The organism is Actinoallomurus purpureus, from assembly GCF_024055795.1.
Taxonomy (GTDB): domain Bacteria; phylum Actinomycetota; class Actinomycetes; order Streptosporangiales; family Streptosporangiaceae; genus Actinoallomurus; species Actinoallomurus purpureus.
The window spans coordinates 51,414-70,531 of record NZ_JAMXMY010000036.1 but is presented as its reverse complement, the minus strand read 5'-3'; the positions used below and the strand labels follow the sequence as shown (position 1 = coordinate 70,531).

At 71.3% G+C, this 19,118-nt stretch carries 18 protein-coding genes; 17 read left to right on the top strand and 1 reads right to left on the bottom strand.

What is annotated here, in order from left to right; genetic code table 11:
- Positions 1-33: 33 nt before the first annotated feature.
- On the bottom strand, positions 34-2,178 hold the full coding sequence (locus NE236_RS41285) for an elongation factor G-like protein EF-G2 (protein WP_252847765.1): 2,145 nt from the start codon (positions 2,176-2,178) through the stop codon (positions 34-36).
- 232 nt (positions 2,179-2,410) lie between these two features.
- Here NE236_RS41285 and pgsA point away from each other — a divergent pair, with 232 nt between their 5' ends.
- From pgsA to secF, 17 genes are all read left to right on the top strand, one after another.
- Positions 2,411-3,025 (top strand): phosphatidylinositol phosphate synthase, encoded by a 615-nt coding sequence (gene pgsA / locus NE236_RS41280; protein WP_252847770.1) that lies wholly within the window; start codon positions 2,411-2,413, stop codon positions 3,023-3,025.
- Positions 3,022-3,909, top strand: a complete 888-nt coding sequence (locus NE236_RS41275; RefSeq protein WP_252847764.1) for a phosphatidylinositol mannoside acyltransferase — start codon at positions 3,022-3,024, stop codon at positions 3,907-3,909. The genes pgsA and NE236_RS41275 overlap by 4 nt, the downstream gene beginning before the upstream one ends.
- Before the next feature lie 50 nt (positions 3,910-3,959).
- The gene (locus NE236_RS41270) at positions 3,960-5,090 is read left to right on the top strand and encodes a glycosyltransferase family 4 protein (RefSeq protein WP_252847763.1); all 1,131 of its coding nucleotides are present in this window, start codon (positions 3,960-3,962) and stop codon (positions 5,088-5,090) included.
- A 2-nt stretch (positions 5,091-5,092) separates the two neighbouring features.
- Positions 5,093-5,650, top strand: a complete 558-nt coding sequence (locus NE236_RS41265) for a LemA family protein (RefSeq protein WP_252847762.1) — start codon at positions 5,093-5,095, stop codon at positions 5,648-5,650.
- Positions 5,651-6,109: 459 nt separating this feature from the next.
- Positions 6,110-6,925 carry a DUF3048 domain-containing protein gene (locus NE236_RS41260; protein WP_252847761.1) on the top strand — a complete coding sequence of 272 codons (816 nt, stop codon included), beginning with the start codon at positions 6,110-6,112 and terminating at the stop codon, positions 6,923-6,925.
- Positions 6,926-7,038: 113 nt separating this feature from the next.
- Positions 7,039-7,956, top strand: coding sequence for a pyridoxal 5'-phosphate synthase lyase subunit PdxS (gene pdxS / locus NE236_RS41255; protein ID WP_308209219.1), 918 nt, complete (start codon positions 7,039-7,041; stop codon positions 7,954-7,956).
- 170 nt (positions 7,957-8,126) lie between these two features.
- Entirely contained in the window at positions 8,127-8,771 is a 645-nt protein-coding gene (locus tag NE236_RS41250) for a DUF6928 family protein (protein ID WP_252847760.1), read from the top strand.
- A 125-nt stretch (positions 8,772-8,896) separates the two neighbouring features.
- Entirely contained in the window at positions 8,897-10,099 is a 1,203-nt protein-coding gene (locus tag NE236_RS41245; RefSeq protein ID WP_252847759.1) for a helix-turn-helix domain-containing protein, read from the top strand.
- A 168-nt stretch (positions 10,100-10,267) separates the two neighbouring features.
- A complete protein-coding gene (gene pdxT, locus NE236_RS41240; protein ID WP_252847758.1) occupies positions 10,268-10,873 on the top strand; it encodes a pyridoxal 5'-phosphate synthase glutaminase subunit PdxT in 606 nt (201 codons plus the stop codon).
- Positions 10,870-11,622 carry a YebC/PmpR family DNA-binding transcriptional regulator gene (locus tag NE236_RS41235; RefSeq protein WP_252847757.1) on the top strand — a complete coding sequence of 251 codons (753 nt, stop codon included), beginning with the start codon at positions 10,870-10,872 and terminating at the stop codon, positions 11,620-11,622. The genes pdxT and NE236_RS41235 overlap by 4 nt, the downstream gene beginning before the upstream one ends.
- 66 nt (positions 11,623-11,688) lie before the next feature.
- On the top strand, positions 11,689-12,831 hold the full coding sequence (locus NE236_RS41230) for a GNAT family N-acetyltransferase (protein ID WP_252847756.1): 1,143 nt from the start codon (positions 11,689-11,691) through the stop codon (positions 12,829-12,831).
- Positions 12,832-12,925: 94 nt separating this feature from the next.
- The gene (gene ruvC, locus NE236_RS41225) at positions 12,926-13,450 is read left to right on the top strand and encodes a crossover junction endodeoxyribonuclease RuvC (RefSeq protein WP_252847755.1); all 525 of its coding nucleotides are present in this window, start codon (positions 12,926-12,928) and stop codon (positions 13,448-13,450) included.
- Between the two features lie 88 nt (positions 13,451-13,538).
- Positions 13,539-14,141, top strand: a complete 603-nt coding sequence (gene ruvA / locus NE236_RS41220; protein WP_252847754.1) for a Holliday junction branch migration protein RuvA — start codon at positions 13,539-13,541, stop codon at positions 14,139-14,141.
- Between the two features lie 181 nt (positions 14,142-14,322).
- Entirely contained in the window at positions 14,323-15,402 is a 1,080-nt protein-coding gene (gene ruvB / locus NE236_RS41215) for a Holliday junction branch migration DNA helicase RuvB (RefSeq protein WP_252847753.1), read from the top strand.
- A gap of 157 nt (positions 15,403-15,559) precedes the next feature.
- Positions 15,560-16,087 (top strand): preprotein translocase subunit YajC, encoded by a 528-nt coding sequence (gene yajC, locus NE236_RS41210; protein WP_252847752.1) that lies wholly within the window; start codon positions 15,560-15,562, stop codon positions 16,085-16,087.
- 94 nt (positions 16,088-16,181) lie between these two features.
- The gene (gene secD / locus NE236_RS41205) at positions 16,182-17,951 is read left to right on the top strand and encodes a protein translocase subunit SecD (RefSeq protein ID WP_252847751.1); all 1,770 of its coding nucleotides are present in this window, start codon (positions 16,182-16,184) and stop codon (positions 17,949-17,951) included.
- Positions 17,951-19,099 (top strand): protein translocase subunit SecF, encoded by a 1,149-nt coding sequence (gene secF / locus NE236_RS41200; RefSeq protein WP_252847750.1) that lies wholly within the window; start codon positions 17,951-17,953, stop codon positions 19,097-19,099. Before secD ends, secF begins: the two co-directional genes overlap by 1 nt.
- The last annotated feature ends 19 nt before the right edge of the window (positions 19,100-19,118 follow it).

The following is a 19,118-nucleotide window of genomic DNA, read 5'->3' as shown; positions in this document are numbered from 1 at the left end:
GGCGTGGCGTACGGGTGACACGGCGGGGACGCGCTACTCCTTCGTCTCGGCGACCACCTTGTCGGCCAGGTGCGACGGCAGCGGCTCATAACGCAGGAATGAGCGGCTGAACGTGCCGGTGCCGTGCGACATCGACCGCAGGTCGATGGCGTACCGCGTGATCTCCAGCTGCGGAACCTCCGCTTTGATCAGCGAACGACCGCCGGCGATCGTCTCGGTGCCGAGCACCCGCCCGCGCCGGGACGACAGGTCCGACATCACCGCGCCGACGTAGTCGTCGGCGACGAGCACCGACACCTCGTCGACGGGCTCCAGCAGCAGGATCTGCGTCTTGGACGCGGCGTCCTTCAACGCGAGCTGCCCGGCCGTTTGGAAGGCCATGTCGGAGGAGTCCACCGAGTGGGCCTTGCCGTCGTGCAGGGTCACCCGGACGTCGACGAGCGGATAGCCGGCCATGACCCCCCGCTCCATCTGCATCCGCAGGCCCTTCTCGACCGACGGGATGAACTGCCGGGGGACGACGCCACCGACGATCTTGTCGATGAACTCGAATCCCCCGCCCGACGGCAGCGGCTCGACGTCGATGTGGCAGATGCCGTACTGGCCGTGCCCGCCGCTCTGCTTGACGTGCCGGCCCAGGCCCTGCGCCGTGCCGCCGAACGTCTCCCGCAACGGCACGCGCAGCGGCACGGTCTCCACCTCGACGCCGTACCGGCTGTGCAGCCGGTCCAGCAGCACGTCGGCGTGGGCCTCGCCCATGTTCCACAGCACCAGCTGGCGGGTCTCGGAGTTGTTCTCCAGCCGCAGCGTCGGATCCTCGGCCACCAGCCGGGCCAGCGCCTGGGACAGCTTGTCCTCGTCGGCCTTCGACTTGGCGCGGATCGCCGCCGGCAGCAGCGGGTCCGGCATCGACCAGGGCGCCATCAGCAGCGGGGCGTCCTTCGAGGAGATGGTGTCGCCGGTCTCGGCGTGGGTCAGCTTGGCGACCGCGCAGATGTCCCCGGCGATGCAGGACGACATGGTGCGCTGGACCTTTCCCAGCGGGGCGGTGATCGCGCCGACGCGTTCGTCCACGTCATGGTCCTCGTGACCGCGGTCCGCCAGCCCGTGCCCGGAGACGTGCACCGTCTCGTCCGGCCGGAGCGTGCCGCAGAACACCCGGACCAGGGAGATGCGCCCGACGTACGGGTCGGAGGTGGTCTTGACGACCTCGGCCACCAGCGGACCGTCCAGATCGCACGCCGGGTCACCCGCGGGCGAGCCGTCGACCTTCGTGACCGCCGGGATGCCGTGCTCCAGCGGCGAGGGGAACGCCTGGGTCATCACCTCGAGCAGCTCGCGCATGCCGATCACCGGCCCGGGGTGGTCCCCGTGCGGGACCGACGTGGCCAGCACGGGATAGAAGCTGCCGCGTGCCACCGCCTTCTCCAGGTCCTCGATCAGGACCTTCACATCGATCTGCTCCCCGGAGACGTAGCGCTCCATGAGCGTCTCGTCCTCGCTCTCCTGAATGATCCCCTCGATGAGGGCGCCGCGCTGCTCCGCGAGACGGTCCAGGAACTCCGGGTCCGGGTCGCGCTCGACGCGCTCACCGGTGGAGTAGTCGAAGCATCTGCCCGTCAGCAGGCCGATCAGCCCGGCCCCGCAGGGGAAGTAGCACGGCAGGACACCTTCGCCGAAGGCGTCCTGGCAGGCGGTGAGGACCTCGTCGAAGTCGCCGCGCTGCTGGTCGATCTTGGTGATGACGACGGCGCGCGGCATGCCGACCAGCGCGCACTCCTCCCAGAGCATCCGCGTGAGGCCGTCGACGCCGTCCACCGCGGAGACGACGAACAGGGCCGCGTCGGTGGCCCTCAGCCCGGCCCGCAGGTCGCCGACAAAGTCGGCGTAGCCGGGGGTGTCGATGAGATTGACCTTGGTCCCGCCGTGCAGGAACGAGGCGAGCGAGAGGTTCACCGAGCGCTGCTGGCGAATCTCGACCTCGTCGTAGTCGCTGACCGTCGAGCCGTCCTCGACGCGACCGGGACGCTGAATCGCACCGGTCGCAGTGAGCAGCGCCTCGACGAGCGTCGTCTTGCCCGCTCCGGAGTGGCCGACCAGCGCGATGTTGCGAATCTTCTCGGGCTGGTCGACCGCTGGTGCCCTGCCGGCGGTTTGGGGACCGCTCTTGTCCGCCACGTGCCCACCTCCAAAGGACAATGGGTGTGACGGGTGCCACACCCGTGGTCACCACAATTACCGCCCCGGCCTCATATCTCAAGGGGTGACCAGGATCCGGTTGAGGCCTGCCTGATATCAGCCGTTCCCACCTGCGCCGACGCCACGCACTACGATTGGCCCGCCCGGGGGATGGTGCGGCTACGGCCACAGGGCGATGAAATCGCGGCCAGAACACGATCAGAGGATGGCAATGCTCAACCAGTTGCGGCCGGCGCTCTCGCGTGTCATCACGCCGGTCGGCCGGGCGCTGGCCCGCACCGGTCTCACACCGAACGCGATCACCCTCATCGGCACGTTCGGAGTCGTCGGCGGTGCGCTCGGCTTCTACCCGCAGGGCCAGTTCTTCTGGGGAACGGTCGTGATCACGGTGTTCGTGTTCTTCGACATGTTCGACGGCGCGGTCGCCAGGGTCACGGGGAGGACGAGCCGGTTCGGCGCCTTCCTCGACTCCAACATGGACCGGATCTCCGACGCGGCGATCTTCTCCGGGCTGATCCTGCGGTTCGCGCGCCACGACCACCAGGACATGCTCATCGTCGGGCTCGCCCTGTTCTGTCTCGTGTCCGGCGCTCTGGTGTCGTACGCGAGGGCGCGCGCGGAGGGCATCGGCGTCGGCGCGACCGTCGGCATCGCCGAGCGCGGCGAGCGGCTGATCGTCAGCCTGGTCGCGATCGGCCTGGACGGGCTCGGCGTCCCGTACGTCCTGGTGGTCGGGCTGTGGCTGCTCGCCCTGGCCAGCGCGATCACCGTCGTGCAGCGTTTCGTGGCGGTGCGCCGTCAGCTCGAGGTGAGCGAACCGTCGTGAGGGACGAGGCGGCGGACGCCGCGTACGCGCTGGGCTGGGCGGCGGTCCGGCGGATGCCTGAGCCGGTCGCGCACGAGATCTTCATGCTGATCGCCGAGCGCACCTGGCGGAAGCACGGCCGTGGCGTGCGGCAGCTGGAGAAGAACCTCCGGCGCGTCGTCGGCCCGGAGATCTCCGAGCAGGCCCTGCGCGACCTGAGCCGCCAGGGCATGCGCTCCTACATGCGTTACTGGCTGGAGGCGTTCCGGCTCCCCGCGATGAGCCGCGAGCGCATCCTCTCGGGCATGCGCATCACCGGGATCGAGGACCTGCGCAAGGACCTCGACGAGGGGCGCGGCGTCGTCGCGGCCCTGCCCCACATGGGCAACTGGGACCACGCGGGCGCCTGGATCGCGCTGTCCGGGGTGCCGTTCACGACGGTGATGGAGCGGCTGCGGCCCGAGTCGCTGTACGACCGGTTCGTCGCCTACCGGGCGAGTCTCGGAATGGAGGTGCTCCCGGCCACCGGCGGCGACGGCGACGTGTTCCGCACCCTCGCCGCGCGGCTGCGCGAGGCCCGCCTGGTGTGCCTGGTCGCCGACCGGGACCTCACCGCGAACGGTGTCGAGGTGGAGTTCTTCGGCCGTACCGCGAAGATGCCCGCAGGCCCCGCCGCGCTGGCGATCGAGACGGGCGCGGCCCTCCGCCCGGTCACCCTGTGGTACGAAGGACGCGAGTGGGGTGTCCACGTCCACGAGGAGATCCGCGTGCCCGACGAGGGAGAGCGGCGCGACAAGGTCCGGGCGATGACGCAGTCCCTCGCGCACGTCTTCGCCGACGGCATCGCCGCCCACCCCGAGGACTGGCACATGCTCCAGCGGGTCTGGGTCGAGGACCTCCGGTGAACCGGAGTGAGTGATACGGCCGGGCCGGCGGCGGGAAGGACGGGCGATCGGTGAAGATCGGCATCGTCTGCCCCTACACGTGGGACGTTCCCGGCGGCGTGCAGCAGCACGTCCGCGACCTCGCCGAGACGCTGTTCGCGCTCGGCCACGAGGTGTCCGTGATCGCGCCCGCAGACGAGGACACCCCGCTTCCCTCGTACGTCGTTCCCGCCGGGCGCGCCGTCCCGGTGCCCTACAACGGCTCGGTGGCACGGCTGGCCTTCGGCTTCCTGTCCGCCGGCCGGGTGCGCCGCTGGATCCGGGAGGGCGCGTTCGACGTCCTCCACGTGCACGAGCCCGCCGCGCCCTCGCTCGGACTGCTGGCCTGCTGGGCCGCCGACGGGCCGATCGTCGGCACCTTCCACGCGTCGTTCGAGCGCTCCCGGGCGCTGTCGGCGGCCGGACCGATCCTGCAGAGCGCCCTGGAGAAGATCACCGCGCGGATCGCGGTGTCGGAGAAGGCCCGCAGGACGCTCGTCGAGCACCTCGGCGGCGACGCCGTGCTGATCCCGAACGGCGTGACCACCGAACGCTACTCCATGGCCGAGCCGCTGCCCGGCTGGCCCGGAGACGACGGCGCGCTCGGCTTCCTCGGCCGCATGGACGAGCAGCGCAAGGGCCTGCCGGTGCTGCTGGCCGCCTTCGAGATCCTGGGGCGCCGGCGTCCTCGCCTGCGGCTGCTGCTCGCCGGCCCCGGCGACACCGGCGAGGTCCTGGCCCGGGTCTCCCCGGACCTGCGCGACCGGGTCGTCGTCCTCGGCATGGTCAGCGAGGCAGACAAGGTGCGGGCGCTGCACTCGGTGGACGTGTTCGTCGCGCCCAACACCGGCGGGGAGAGCTTCGGCATCGTGCTGGCCGAGGCCATGTCGGCCGGCGCGCCGATCCTCGCCAGCGACATCGAGGCGTTCCGGCGCGTGCTGCTCGACGGCCGGGCCGGGGCGCTGTTCCCCGTGGGAGACGCCGGGGCGCTCGCCGCCGCAGCGGCCGAACTGCTCGACGACGCGCCGCGCCGCAAGCAGCTGTCGGCGGAGGCGAGGACCGCCGTGCGCGCCTATGACTGGTCGACGGTCGCCCGCGACGTCCTGCGGGTGTACGAGACCGTGGCCGGGGACACCACCGTCGTCGAGACGACTGCGATCTGACGATGTACCACGCCGCGCTGAACATCGCACTGATCACCGCCGTCGTCGTCCTGCTCGGCGTGTACGTCTCCTGGCGCGCCACCCGCATCGACCGGCTGCACGTACGCCTGGAGACCGCGCGGGCCGGCCTCGACGTCGCGCTGGTCCGGCGCGCGGCGGTCGCGCTGGAACTGGCCGCGTCCCGCCTGCTCGACCCGGCCACCAGCCTCCTGCTGGCCGCCGCGGCCCACGAGGCCCGCATCGCCGACGCCGACAACCGGGAGTTCGCCGAGAGCGACCTGTCCCGCGCGCTGCGGGCCGTCGTCGAGCAGCCGGGCTTCCGCGCCACCCTCGCCGCCCGCGAGGACGGCGCGGCGCTGCTGGAGGAGCTGGACGCCGCCGTACGGAAGGTCGCGTACGCGCGCAGCTTCTACAACAACGCGGTGACCGCGACCCGCGCCGCGCGGCGCAAGCTCCTGCCCCGCCTGCTGCACCTGGCCGGCCGGGCGTCGCTCCCGGAGTTCTTCGAGATCGACGACGCCCCGCCCGAGACCTCGGCGGACGCCGTTCGGTCGGGGTGACCGGTGGTGATCCACGGGTGGTGGGGCTCCGTGTGAGACCTTGGCGGACGCCGTTCGGCCCGGGGTGACCCGTCGCGCTTCACGGGCGGTGGAGGGCCCCGTGCGAGACCTCGGCGGACGCCGACCCGGCCGGGGCGACCGGCCGGGTTCCGCAGGCGATGCCGTCGGCGGTGAGCCGCTCGGCTACGCTCGCCGATTAGGACACTTCCGATTCAGCGGGAGAGGACCGTAATGTCCGATCTCCACGTACATAAAGGTCCGTGCACCGCCGTGCTGAGCGCCGCCGCGCTCACGGCCGTGACGCTCTCCGCCTGCTCCGGCTCGGGTCAGACGAACAGCGCGGCACCGCCGACGACCGCGAACACCCCGACGGCGTCCGCGTCGTCTTCACCGACCACCTCGGGGACGGGCCACCCCTTCACCGGACGTCCCGGCGCCAGGAACGGACCGGTCCTGGCCGTGAAGATCGACAATACGCGGTCCGCCAAGCCGCAGCGCGGCCTGCGCTCGGCCGACATCATCTACGTCGAGCAGGTCGAAGGCGGCCTGTCCCGCATCATGGCGGTCTTCTCCTCGGCACTTCCGCCGCAGGTGGGGCCGGTCCGCAGCGCCCGGATCTCGGACCTGCACATCCTGCCGCAGTTCGGCCGGCCCGCCTTCGCCTACTCGGGCGTCCAGAGCAAGATGAAGCCCTACCTCGCCCGTGCCTCACTGATCGACGTCTCTCCGGACACCACGGGCGGCGCCTACACGCGGGCCGGGCCCAACCCGGCGCCGTACAACCTCTACGCGTCGCCGCAGCGGCTGCTCGCCAAGGCCGCCACGGCGACGAAGGCCCGCGACGTCGGCTTCCGGTTCGGGACCGCGCCCCCCGGTGGCACGGCGACGACGTCCTTCACCGCGCGCTACCCGGCGACGTCGTTCGTGTTCCGCTGGTCGGCGAAGGAACACCGCTGGCTCGCGTCGCAGGACGGCCGACCGGACCGCGCCGCGGAGGGCGGGCAGCTGGGCGGTCAGACGATCGTGATCCAGCGGGTCCGCACCACACGGTCGCCGTTCCACGACTTCCTGGGCAACTACACGCCTCTGGTGCGGACGGTGGGCACCGGCACCGCGACGGTGCTGCGCGACGGCAAGGCCTACGACGCCCGCTGGTCCCGCGCGTCCGAGGGCCAGGGGACCACCTACACCACCCCGTCGGGACGGCCGATGACCTTCGCGCCGGGCCAGGTGTGGGTGCTCTTCGTCAACGCGGGCCGTCCGGTCACCCCCTGAATCCGGCGCGGCCGGGCCTCGGCCGATGGAGCGGGCGGCCGGGCGAAACCCGTCCCCACCTCGAACTACCATGGAGAGCGACAAGCGTGATCGATTCTCCGAAGAGGTAGCCCGTGTCCACTGCCACCCCCGCCCAGTCCACTGCCACTCCGGAGACCGGCACCGCCCGCGTCAAGCGGGGCATGGCGGAGATGCTCAAGGGCGGCGTGATCATGGATGTCGTCACCCCGGATCAGGCGAAGATCGCCGAGGACGCCGGTGCCGTCGCGGTCATGGCGCTGGAGCGCGTGCCCGCCGACATCCGGGCCGAGGGCGGCGTCTCCCGGATGAGCGACCCGGACATGATCGAGGGCATCATCAGCGCCGTGTCGGTCCCGGTCATGGCCAAGGCGCGCATCGGGCACTTCGTCGAGGCCCAGGTCCTGCAGGCGCTCGGTGTCGACTACATCGACGAGTCCGAGGTCCTGACCCCGGCGGACTATGAGAACCACATCGACAAGTGGGCGTTCACCGTTCCGTTCGTCTGCGGCGCCACCAACCTCGGCGAGGCGCTCCGCCGCATCACCGAGGGCGCGGCCATGATCCGCTCCAAGGGCGAGGCCGGCACCGGTGACGTGTCCAACGCCACGACCCACATGCGTCGGCTGCGCCAGGACATCCGGCGTCTCGGCGCCCTGCCCGAGGACGAGCTCTTCGTGGCGGCCAAGGAGCTGCAGGCCCCGTACGAGCTGGTCAAGGAGGTTGCTGCGGCCGGCAAGCTGCCCGTCGTGCTGTTCACCGCGGGCGGCATCGCCACCCCGGCGGACGCCGCGATGATGATGCAGCTGGGCGCCGAGGGCGTGTTCGTCGGCTCGGGCATCTTCAAGTCCGGTGACCCGGCCAAGCGCGCGGAGGCGATCGTGAAGGCCACCACCTTCTACGACGACCCCGACGTCATCGCCAAGGTCTCCCGCGGGCTCGGCGAGGCGATGGTCGGCATCAATGTCTCGACGCTGTCGGAGTCCGACCGTCTTGCCGGGCGCGGCTGGTAGGAGGGGCAGGACCTCGCCCCGCCGTCCGGGTCGACCGGCCGGCCCGGGGAGGGCCCCGAACGATCGGGGCCTCCCCAGTCCGGCGCGGGCGGGCTACCCTGTCGTGGGTCCGGCGGTGTGGCGCTTCCGCGGGCGGACCGGTGCAGCGGCCGCAGGAGGGGACGAAACCCATGGCGTGGTCTATCGCGCTGGCGTGCGCGAGCATTGACGATCCGGCCGGCGCCTTCCGGCAGGGCCTGATCCCGGACCTGGACGCCGCCGCCGACCTGGCGCGGCGCCTCTACCCGGAGTCGGCGATCGTCGAGAGCGGCGACACGGTTCTGGACTTCGCGCTCTGGCCGTACGAGGACGAGCTCTTCGTCGGCGCGTACGGCGACGCGCTGATCGTGTGCGACCGCCGGCTCTACGGCGTCGACGACGAGGCCCGCAGGCTCGCCGACCAGATCGCGGCGGCGTTGCCCGGCGCCACCTGCGGTGTGCTGGTCCTGCACAGCGTGGTGTCCGGGTGCTGGTTCCGGTGGTACGAACGCGACCGCCCGCAGCGAGACGTGTTCGTCACCGTGGAGGACGGCGTCGTCGTCGACCTCGGCGAGCGGCTCCCGGCGGAGGCGCCCTTCTGGAAGGCGATCGACGAGGGCGCGCCCGACGTCCCCCTGCCGTTCGACTACGAGCAGTACGGCCTGGCGCTGGCCCGCGAGCACCTGCTCGGCCGGGGCCTCACCGAGCGCGGCAGGGACGGTTTCCTGCCCCTGGAGCTCTCGGTCCGCCGGTTCAAGATCCGTTCGCTGACCAGGCTGGGCGGAAACGCTCACTGACCGTCCTTGACGCCCGTGGTTCTCCGGTCGATATGCGGTTTAAGGATGTCCTGCGTGGACAGTTCGGTCGTAGCCTGAAATCAGCTTCGCAGGGGAGCGCAGCGCGGCACAGGGGGTGCAGCACAGTGTCCCAGCCTGACAACATCGGTGACCGGCTCAGGTCGCTCCGCGACGGGCGCGCCATGACCCGGCACGAGCTCGCGGATGACTCCGGGGTGAGCGTCGACCTGATCGAGAAGCTCGAGCACGGCCACCGGCAGACGGCGCGTTTCACGGCGCTCACGAGACTCGCCGACGCGCTGGGCGTCGGCGTCTCACGGCTGCTCGGCAGGCGGCGGCCTGAGGAGCGCGACGACGACCGGACCGCTCGCGACGACGTCCAGAACGTCCGTGACGTGGTCGTGTCGGCCGACTCGATGCCCGGCGTGGACGCCGATGACGCGGGTGAGGCCCCCGACCTCGCTGAGCTGAACGCCGCCGTCGACGCCGCCTGGCGCGACTACCGGTCGGGGAACATGACCCGCCTCGCCGGCGCCCTCCCGGGCCTGATCGGTGAGGCCCGCCTCGCGTCCGGCGAGCTCGGGGCCAGGGCGGCCGGACCGCTCGCCGAGGCCCATCAGCTCGCCGCGCGCCTCTTCGTGCACTACGACAGGTACGACCTCGCCGAACGCGCGACGGAGAACGCGATCCGAGCGGCCGAGGGCGGCGGCGACGAGCTCGAGTGGGAGACGCTTCACGGCGCCTACTCGTGGACCCTCCTCCGCGAGGGCCGCGCCCGGGCGTCGGAGGAACACGCGGTGTGGATCGCCGAGAGCACCGAGCCCTCGATGAGCGGGGCCGCGCTCCGCGACCTGACGGTGTGGGGCGGCCTCATGCTGGCCGCCATCGCCGCGGCGAGCGCGGGGGACCGCGCCGCGCGAACGACCGAGTACCTCGGACTCGCCGGATCGGCCGCGCGCCGGTTCGGCCATGACCGCGTCGACTATCACGTCGGCTTCGGCCCGTCCCGGATCGCGACGGAGGCGACGCACGCCTACGCGATGCTGCACGAGCCCGGGCTGGCGCTGCGGTCGGCCGGCGCGGTGCACGGCGATGAGCTGTCGAGGACGTCGTACGGCCGCCATCTGATCGACGTCGCGCGGGCGCAGACGGAGATCCGTGATCTGCGGGCCGCGGAGGCGACCCTGCGGGCGGCCGAGAGCCTGTGCGCCTCGTCCTTCTCGCCCGACGGGCCGGCCTGTTCGGTCGTGAGCGACGTGGTCGTCGACGTCGGGAACCTGACCCCGGAGCTGCGGCGCATGGCGCGGGCCGTCGTGGTCCAGGCGTAAGGACCGCCGGGGGTCGCGGGCGTACAGGGTCGGCCGTAGGCGTCGCGGGCGTAGCAGCAGCGGCCCGGACGTCGGAGCGCACGGCCTGGGGAAGATCACTGCCTGCTGCCGGTGTTATGACAGGCACTAGGCTCATTGTCCGTACATCACATTGTGAAGGGCTGAATAGTGGCTGCTGTCCCGACGATCGGTGTGCTCGCACTGCAGGGAGACGTCCGTGAGCACCGGCGCGCGCTGGAGTCCTGCGGCGCCTCGACGGAGGCCGTACGCCGCCCGGAGGAGCTCGAGCAGGTCGACGCACTCGTGATCCCCGGTGGGGAGTCCACCACCATGTGGCGGCTCGCGCGCTCCTTCGAGCTGCTGGAGCCCCTGCGCAAGCGGATCGAGCAGGGCATGCCGGCGTACGGCTCCTGCGCGGGCATGATCATGCTGGCCGACCGGATCGCCGACGGCGCTGCGGGGCAGGAGACCATCGGCGGCATCGACATGCTCGTGCGCCGCAACGCCTTCGGCCGTCAGGTCGACTCCTTCGAGAACGACGTGCACGTGGCCGGGCTCGACGCGCCGTTCCACGCGGTCTTCATCCGGGCACCGTGGGTCGAGTCGGTCGGCGGGCGCGCGGAGGTCCTCGGCCGTGCGGAGTCGGGCGACGCCGCCGGTAGGATCGTTGCGGTCCGGCAGGGACACTTGCTCGCGACGTCATTCCATCCGGAGCTCACCGGCGACGTGCGGATCCACCGGCTCTTCCTCGACATGGTGAAGGGAACGCAATGAGCGGCCACTCCAAGTGGGCGACGACGAAGCACAAGAAGGCTGCCCTCGACGCCAAGCGGGGCAAGCTCTTCGCCAAGCTCATCAAGAACATCGAGGTGGCCGCCCGGACCGGTGGAGGCGACCCGGACGGCAACCCGACGCTCTACGACGCCATCCAGAAGGCCCGCAAGAGCTCTGTGCCGATCGACAACATCGAGCGGGCACGCAAGCGCGGTGCGGGTGAGGAGGCCGGCGGCGCCGACTGGCAGACGATCATGTACGAGGGCTACGGCCCCGGCGGCGTCGCCGTGCTGATCGAGTGCCTCACCGACAACCGCAACCGCGCCGCCTCCGACGTGCGCACGGCCCTGACCCGCAACGGCGGTTCGCTGGCCGACCCGAACTCGGTGTCGTACCTGTTCACCCGCAAGGGCGTCATCATCGTGCCCAAGGAGGGCACCTCCGAGGACGACGTCATGCTCGCGGTGCTCGACGCGGGCGCCGAGGAGGTCAACGACCTCGGCGAGTCGTTCGAGGTGATCTGCGAGGCCGGTGACCTCGTCGCGGTCCGCAAGGCCCTGCAGGACGCCGGTGTCGACTACGAGTCCGCGGACGCCAACTTCCTGCCGAGCGTCAGCGTGCCCCTCGACGAGGACGCGGCGAAGAAGGTCTTCCGGCTCCTCGAGGCGCTCGAGGACAGCGACGACGTCCAGAACGTCTTCGCCAACTTCGACGTCTCCGACGAGATCATGGAGAAGATCGACGCCTGATCCCGTCCGCCATGGGGGCGTCCGGCGTCCGCGCGGGCGCCCCGGCGGATGCCGTAGCGTACGTCCGTGGACATCCGAGCCCTGGCGACCGAGGATCTCAACGCGGCCTACGACCTGAAGGTCCGTGCCTTCGGGCCGGGTGACCACGCGCAATGGCTGCGCTCCATCCGTCCGGCCCTGCGCCAGGGCCGTGTGTTCGGGGTCTACGACGGCCACCGGCTCGTCGCCTCCGCCCGTTACCACCTGTTCGACCAGTGGTGGCACGGACGCGCCGTCCCGATGGGCGGCGTCGCGAGTGTGGCCGTGGCCCCCGAGGAGCGCGGTCGCGGCGTCGGGCGGCGCCTGGCCCGGGGTCTTCTGGAGGCGATGGACGGCCTGCCGCTCGCCGCGCTGTACCCGGCAACCGCGCCGGTGTATCGCTCCGTCGGCTACGAGCACGCCGGAGCGCAGCACTTCGTCACCCTCGCGGCCGAGGCGCTGCGCACGCTTGGCACCGGATCGGTGAAGATCCGGCGCGTCGGCCCCGACGACGCCGCCGACGTCGTCACACTGCTGCGCCGCCTGCACGCCGATGCGCGTGACAACGGGCCGATCGACCGGGGCGAGGACTTCTTCCGGGATCTGCTGGACAGCGCGGACCTCTTCGCCTACCTCGCCGAGGACGGCTTCCTCGCCTACGGCTGGGGCGCGGGCGGCCAGGAGCTCGTCGTGCACCGCTGCATGGCGAGATCCGCCGAGACCGCACGGGCGCTGTGGGCACTCGTCGGATCCGGCTCGTCGGTGGCCCGGACCGTCCGCGCCTGCGTCGCCCCGGACGACCCCCTCTTCTGGCTCCTGCGCGACCGGTCCGCGGAGGACCTGCACCGCTCCTCGTGGATGCTGCGGGTGCTCGATGCGCCCGCGGCCATCGACGCCCGCGGCTTCCCCGCCGGCCTCTCGGCGGAGGTCTCCGTGACGATCACGGACGAGGCCCTGCCGGGCAACGCCGGTGCCTGGAAGCTGACCGTCGACGGTGGTCACGGGAGTCTGACGCGTACGGACGATGAACCGGACGCCCTCCGGCTGTCCGCCCGCGGCCTCGCGGCGCTCTACGCGGGCGTCCCCATGGCCCGCCTGCGCCGGTCCGGCCTCGCGGAGGGCGACGCGTCCGCCGACGCGGTGCTCGACGCGGCCTTCTGCGCGACGCCGCACATGCTCGACTACTTCTGATCGCGGTGCGACACGCCGGGGCGACGAGCGCCCGAAGTCGTACGCGGCGAGTAGCCTCGCTGCGAACATCTGTTCGGAACGGAGAGGAGCCGCCGTGCGCGTACTCGGCGTCGACCCCGGGTTGACCCGGTGCGGGGTGGGCGTCGTCGACGGCGCGCCGGGCACGCAGCTGCGGCTTGTGACCGTCGACGTCATCCGCACGAGCCCCGACGATGACCTCGGGACCCGGCTGATCGGCCTCGAACGCGGCCTGGAGAAGCTCCTCGACGCCTTCCGCCCCGACGCGGTGGCCGTCGAGCGCGTCTTCAGCCAGCACAACGTCTCCACCGTCATAGGGACCGCCCAGGCCGGGGCGATCGCCATCGCCTGCGGGGCACGAAGGGGGCTGCCGGTCGCGCTGCACACCCCGAGTGAGGCCAAGGCCGCCGTCACCGGGAACGGCCGCGCGGACAAGGCCCAGGTGACCGGCATGGTGACCCGGTTGCTGCGGCTGGACACCCCTCCCCGGCCCGCCGACGCCGCCGATGCCCTCGCGCTCGCCATCTGTCACCTGTGGCGCGGCGGCGCTCAGGCGCGCATTCAGGCGGCGAGGATGAGAAAGTACGGAGTCGAGAAGTGAGCGGAGTGCGCGGCCGCCCGCGGGCGGTTCCGGCGGGCCGGGAGCGACGCCCGGCCGACGGGCTCGCGAGGCGTGGAGGGACGGGGCAGTGATCGCATTCGTCAGCGGGAAGGTCGCCGGTGCCGGGCCGGACGGCGCCGTCATCGACGTCGGCGGCGTCGGCCTGTCCGTCCAGTGCACCCCGGCCACGCTCGCCGGCCTGCGCGTGGGCGACCGGGCGCACGTCCCCACCTCGCTCGTCGTGCGCGAGGACTCCCTCACCCTGTACGGCTTCGCGGACGACGACGAGCGCACGATCTTCGGACTGCTGCAGACCGCCAGCGGCGTCGGCCCCCGGCTGGCACTGGCCATGCTCGCCGTGCACCCGCCGAACGCGCTGCGCCGCGCCGTCGCCGCCGAGGACCTCAACGCGCTGACCAAGGTGCCGGGGATCGGCAAGAAGGGCGCCCAGCGCATCGTGCTGGAGTTGAAGGACCGCCTCGGCGCGCCGGCCGATGACGCGGAGGCGTTCGTCCCGGCGGCCCGTACGCTGCCGTGGCGCGACCAGGTCCACGCCGGCCTCACGAACCTGGGCTGGTCCGGCAGGGACGCCGACGCGGCCGTCGAGGCGGTGGCCGCCGAGATCGACGGCCAGGACGCCCCCGACATCGCCACCCTGCTCAAGATGGCCATGCGGAGGCTGAGCCGATGAGCCCCGTCGCCGTACGATCGGCCGCCCACCGGCGCGCCGGCGCCCTCAGGAGCCGTGCCGCGTCCGTCGGACGGCACGCCGCGGCCGTCGACGGGCATTCGGAGGCGCCTGAGGGTCGCCCCGGGGCCGCCGATCGGCGTGCCGGAGGCCGCACACACCGCGTCGGCGGGGGAGGGGCCCCGTGAGCGACGACGAGCGGTTCGTCTCGCCGATCGCCGACGGCAGCGACGAGGAGCGGTTCGTCTCGCCGATCGCCGACGGCGAGGAGAAGGTCATCGAGGCCGCGCTGCGGCCCAAGCGCCTGGACGAGTTCGTCGGCCAGGCCCGGGTTCGCGAGCAGCTGTCGCTCGTCCTGCACAGCGCGCTGCGGCGTGGCCGCCCGCCGGACCACCTCCTCATGTCGGGGCCGCCCGGACTCGGCAAGACCACGCTGGCGATGATCATCGCCGGCGAGCTCGGCATGCCGCTGCGGATCTCCTCCGGTCCGGCGATCGAGCGCGCCGGCGATCTCGCGGCCGTGCTGTCCACCCTCTCCGAGGGTGAGGTGCTGTTCCTCGACGAGATCCACCGGATGGCCCGCCCGGCCGAGGAGATGCTGTACGTCGCGATGGAGGACTTCCGGGTCGACGTCGTGGTCGGCAAGGGGCCGGGCGCGACCGCGATCCCGCTCGACATCGCGCCGTTCACCCTGGTGGGGGCCACGACGCGGGCCGGGCTGCTGCCCGCCCCGCTGCGCGACAGGTTCGGTTTCGTCGCGCACATGGACTTCTACGAGCCCGCCGACCTGGAGCGGATCATCCACCGGTCGGCCCGGCTGCTCGACGTGCGGATGGACGAGAAGGGCGCCGCCGAGATCGCCCGGCGCGCCCGGGGCACGCCCCGGATCGCCAACCGGCTGCTGCGCCGGGTCCGTGACTACGCCGAGGTGCGCGCCGACGGTGTGATCACCGAGGAGACAGCGCACCAGGCGCTGACGTTGTACGAGGTCGACGCCGACGGACTGGACCGGCTCGACCGGTCGGTGCTGGAGGCACTGCTGACGAAGTTCGGCGGCGGCCCCGTCGGCCTGTCCACCCTTGCCGTGGCCGTGGGGGAGGAGCCGGAGACCGTCGAGGTGGTGGCCGAGCCCTTCCTCGTGCGCAAGGGCCTCATCGCCCGGACCCCTCGGGGCCGGATCGCGACACCGGCCGCCTGGCGGCATCTCGGACTCGCCCCGCCGCCCCTGGCGGAAGGTACGCTTTTCGAAGTGGCGGAGGAGTGACGGGGAACTTCTCGGCGCGCGGGTTCGTCACGCCGTTGCCGGGGTTTCAGGTACTCCTTTACACTCCGGAGCTTGGTCGCCGTCAGCAGATGACACGCCTTTCGCGGCGCGAAAGGTCGGCGGCAGGCTCAACACATCACATCGGAAGGATGCCCCGGTGCAGGGCAACACAACACTCACAGCGCTCACCCACGTCACCGCGGCGAAGAGCGGCAGCAATCCATTGGTGTCGCTGCTGCCGCTGATCCTCATCGTCGTGGTCTTCTATTTCCTGCTGATCCGCCCGCAGCGCAAGCGGCAGCAGCAGCAGGCTCAGCTGCAGAGCCAGGTCGTTCCCGGCCAGCGGGTCATGACGACCGCGGGCATGCTCGCGACGGTCGTGGCCGTCGAGGACGACGCGCTCGTCCTGGAGATCGCCCCGGGGGTCGAGGCCCGCTTCGTGAAGCAGGCCGTCGGTCAGGTTCTGGACGACTCCTCCGATGAGGACGAGGAGGAGGAGACCGACGAGGCCGAGGAGATCGGCGAGGAGCAGGCGGCCGAAGAGCCGAAGGCCGGCGGTGACGCGGAGGTCGCGCAGGACGACATCGAGCCGAAGACCGACGCGCAGACCGTCGCGGACGACAAGAAGACCGCAGAAACGTTGAAGGACGGCGAGCACAAGGCCGACAAGAAGCCGTCGGCCTGACCAGCACCTGACCGCAGACAAAGGACGAAAGACGACCGTGGCTCCGCCTAGCAGAAACGTTCCAAAACCAGGGCGCGTTCTCCTCGCGCTGCTCGTGATCGCCGCAGCCCTGGTGGGCCTGATGTTCTGGCAGGGCCAAAAAACGCCCAAGCTGGCACTCGACCTCGCGGGCGGCACCACCGTGACGCTCACGGCGGAGCCCACCAAGCCCGGCGCCAAGATCGGTGAGTCGGAGATGGGCCAGGCCATCAACATCATGCGCGAGCGCGTGAACGGCCTGGGCGTCTCCGAGGCGGAGGTCACCAAGCAGGGCAGCAACGTCATCATCGTCCAGGTGCCCGGTCAGGGCCAGGAGCGGGTCGTCCGCACGATCGGCACCACGGCCAAACTCGAGTTCCGCCAGGTGCTCGTGGCCGAGCCGGTGGGCGTCCCGCAGCAGACCTCGACGCCGACGCCCACCCCGACGAGCACGGGTAAGAGCAAGGGCGGCGCGAAGCCCTCCGGGAGCGCGAAGCCGTCCGGTAGCGCGAAGCCGTCCGGCAGCGCCACGCCGTCGGGGTCGGCCAGTGCGACGCCGAAGGGCCGGGCGCTCGCGCAGGCTCTCACCAAGGCGACGCCGAAGCCGTCGACGTCCGGTAGCGCCGCGGCCAGCCCGAAGGCCACGCAGTCGCTGACCCCCCAGCAGCTCCAGCAGTTGCAGCAGCAGCTCCAGCAGCAACAGCAGCAGCAGACCGGGGAGGACTTCACCGGCGTCGACCCCGCCGTCAAGGCGCAGTTCGACAAGCTCACCTGCATCGGCAACGACGTCGGCCAGGGCAGGACGCTCGACCCGGCCAAGCAGGCGGCGGTGTGCGCCAAGCCCGACCCCAAGACCCACAAGGTCGACTACAAGTTCATCCTGAGCCCGGCCAAGATCTCCGGTGAGCAGGTCACCAAGGCCCAGGCCCTGCCGCCGGACCCGCAGAACGGCCGGATGCAGTGGACCGTCAACCTCGACCTCAACGGTGCCGCGACCGGCGCGTTCGCCAAGTTCACCCAGCAGGCCGCCGCGCTCGGGGAGAACAACACCCGCAACCACTTCGCGATCGTCCTCGACGGCACGGTCTACTCCTGGCCGGGCGTCAAGGAGGCGATCACCTCGGGTAACGCGCAGATCGAGGGCCAGTTCAACCAGGAGGACGCCACCGACCTGGCCAACGTCCTGAAGTACGGCGCGCTGCCGCTGAAGTTCAAGCAGAGCTCGATCGAGTCGGTGTCGGCCACCCTTGGCAAGGACCAGCTCACCGCCGGCCTGACCGCCGGCGCGATCGGCCTCGTCCTGGTCGTGCTGTACTGCCTCCTGTACTACCGCGGCCTCGGCTTCGTCGCGATCTCCAGCCTGGCGATCGCCGGGATCATCACGTACGAGTCGGTCGTGCTGCTCGGGAAGTTCATCGACTTCCGGATGTCCCTGGCGGGCATCGCCGGTGCGATCGTGGCGATCGGCATCACCGCGGACTCCTTCGTCGTGTTCTTCGAGCGACTGCGAGACGAGGTCCGTGAGGGCCGCACGCTCCGCACCGCCGTCGAACGCGGCTGGGTCCGCGCCCGGCGCACCATCCTCGTCGCGGACGCGGTCTCGTTCATCGCGGCCCTGCTGCTGTACTGGTTCTCGATCGGCGGCGTGAAGGGCTTCGCCTTCACTCTGGGCCTCACCACCCTCATCGACGTGGTCGTGGTGTTCTTCTTCACCAAGCCGATGGTCACGCTGCTGGCCCGCACGAAGTTCTTCGGCCGGGGCCACCGGTTCTCCGGCCTCGATCCGACGACGCTGGGTGTGGCCAAGCGCGTCACCACCCGTCCCGCCGGCACCAAGGAGGCCTGATGTCACGCCTGGGCAACATCGGAGGCCGCCTTCACCGCGGCGAGATCTCGCTCGACTTCGTGGGGCGGCAGAAGACCTGGTACGCCGTCTCCGGGCTCATCCTGCTCGTCAGCGTCGTGTCGCTGCTCACCCTCGGCCTGAACTTCGGCGTGGAGTTCAAGGGCGGCACGGTCTTCCAGTTCCCGACGAAGCCGGGGCTGACGACCTCCGACGCCCGCGCCGCGGTCAAGGATTCCGGGGTCGTCAAGGAGGACCCCATCGTCCAGAAGACCGGCACGGGCTGGCGCGTCCAGACCGAGAGCCTGAGCTCCGCGGACGTCACCAAGGTCCAGGACTCGGTGCAGCAGCGACTGCACCTGGCCAAGGCGGATGACGTCAGCCCGCAGAGCGTCGGCGCCAGCTGGGGGAAGGACATCTCCCAGAAGGCGCTGCAGGGTCTGCTCATCTTCCTGGTAGCGATCATCATTTACCTGTCGGTCGCGTTCGAATGGCGGATGGCGGTCGCGGCGATCATCGCGCTGGCGCACGACATCCTCATCACGATCGGCGTCTACTCGCTCGTGCAGTTCGAGGTGACGCCGTCCTCGGTGGTCGGCCTGCTGACCATCCTCGGCTACTCCCTGTACGACACGGTCGTCGTGTTCGACAAGGTCCGGGAGAACACCCGGTCGCTCACCACCTCGAACAGCATGACCTACAGCCAGGCGGCGAACCTCGCGGTCAACCAGACCCTCGTCCGGTCGATCAACACGTCGGTGATCGCGCTGCTGCCGGTCGCGGGCCTGCTGTTCATCGGCGCCGGCGTGCTCGGCGCCGGCACCCTCAAGGACCTGGCGCTCGTCCTGTTCGTCGGCATGGCGGCCGGCGCGTACTCCTCCATCTGCATCGCGACCCCGATCGTCGCCGACCTGCAGGAGCGGCAGGCCAAGTACAAGACGCTGGCCAAGCGGGTGGCGGCCAAGGCCAACAGCCCGAAGCGCAAGGCCAAGCCGGAGGTCGAGGTCGCCGAGCTGCCGGAGGACGACGTCGAGGACGAGGCGGAGGCATCCTCTGTCGGGGCCGGTGCCCGGGTCGTGCAGAATGGTCCGCGGCAGCAGCCGCGCCGGGGTGGCTCGAAGGGCCGGCCCAGCGGCAAGAAGAAGCGCTGAGCCCATCCCCGCGACGGAT

Bases quoted from the DNA above. Each gene is read 5' to 3' on its own strand.
- pgsA (WP_252847770.1), top strand. From the start codon at position 2,411: ATGCTCAACCAGTTGCGGCCGGCGCTCTCGCGTGTCATCACGCCGGTC.
- NE236_RS41265 (WP_252847762.1), top strand. From the start codon at position 5,093: ATGTACCACGCCGCGCTGAACATCGCACTGATCACCGCCGTCGTCGTC.
- NE236_RS41250 (WP_252847760.1), top strand. From the start codon at position 8,127: ATGGCGTGGTCTATCGCGCTGGCGTGCGCGAGCATTGACGATCCGGCC.
- NE236_RS41235 (WP_252847757.1), top strand. From the start codon at position 10,870: ATGAGCGGCCACTCCAAGTGGGCGACGACGAAGCACAAGAAGGCTGCC.
- secF (WP_252847750.1), top strand. From the start codon at position 17,951: ATGTCACGCCTGGGCAACATCGGAGGCCGCCTTCACCGCGGCGAGATC.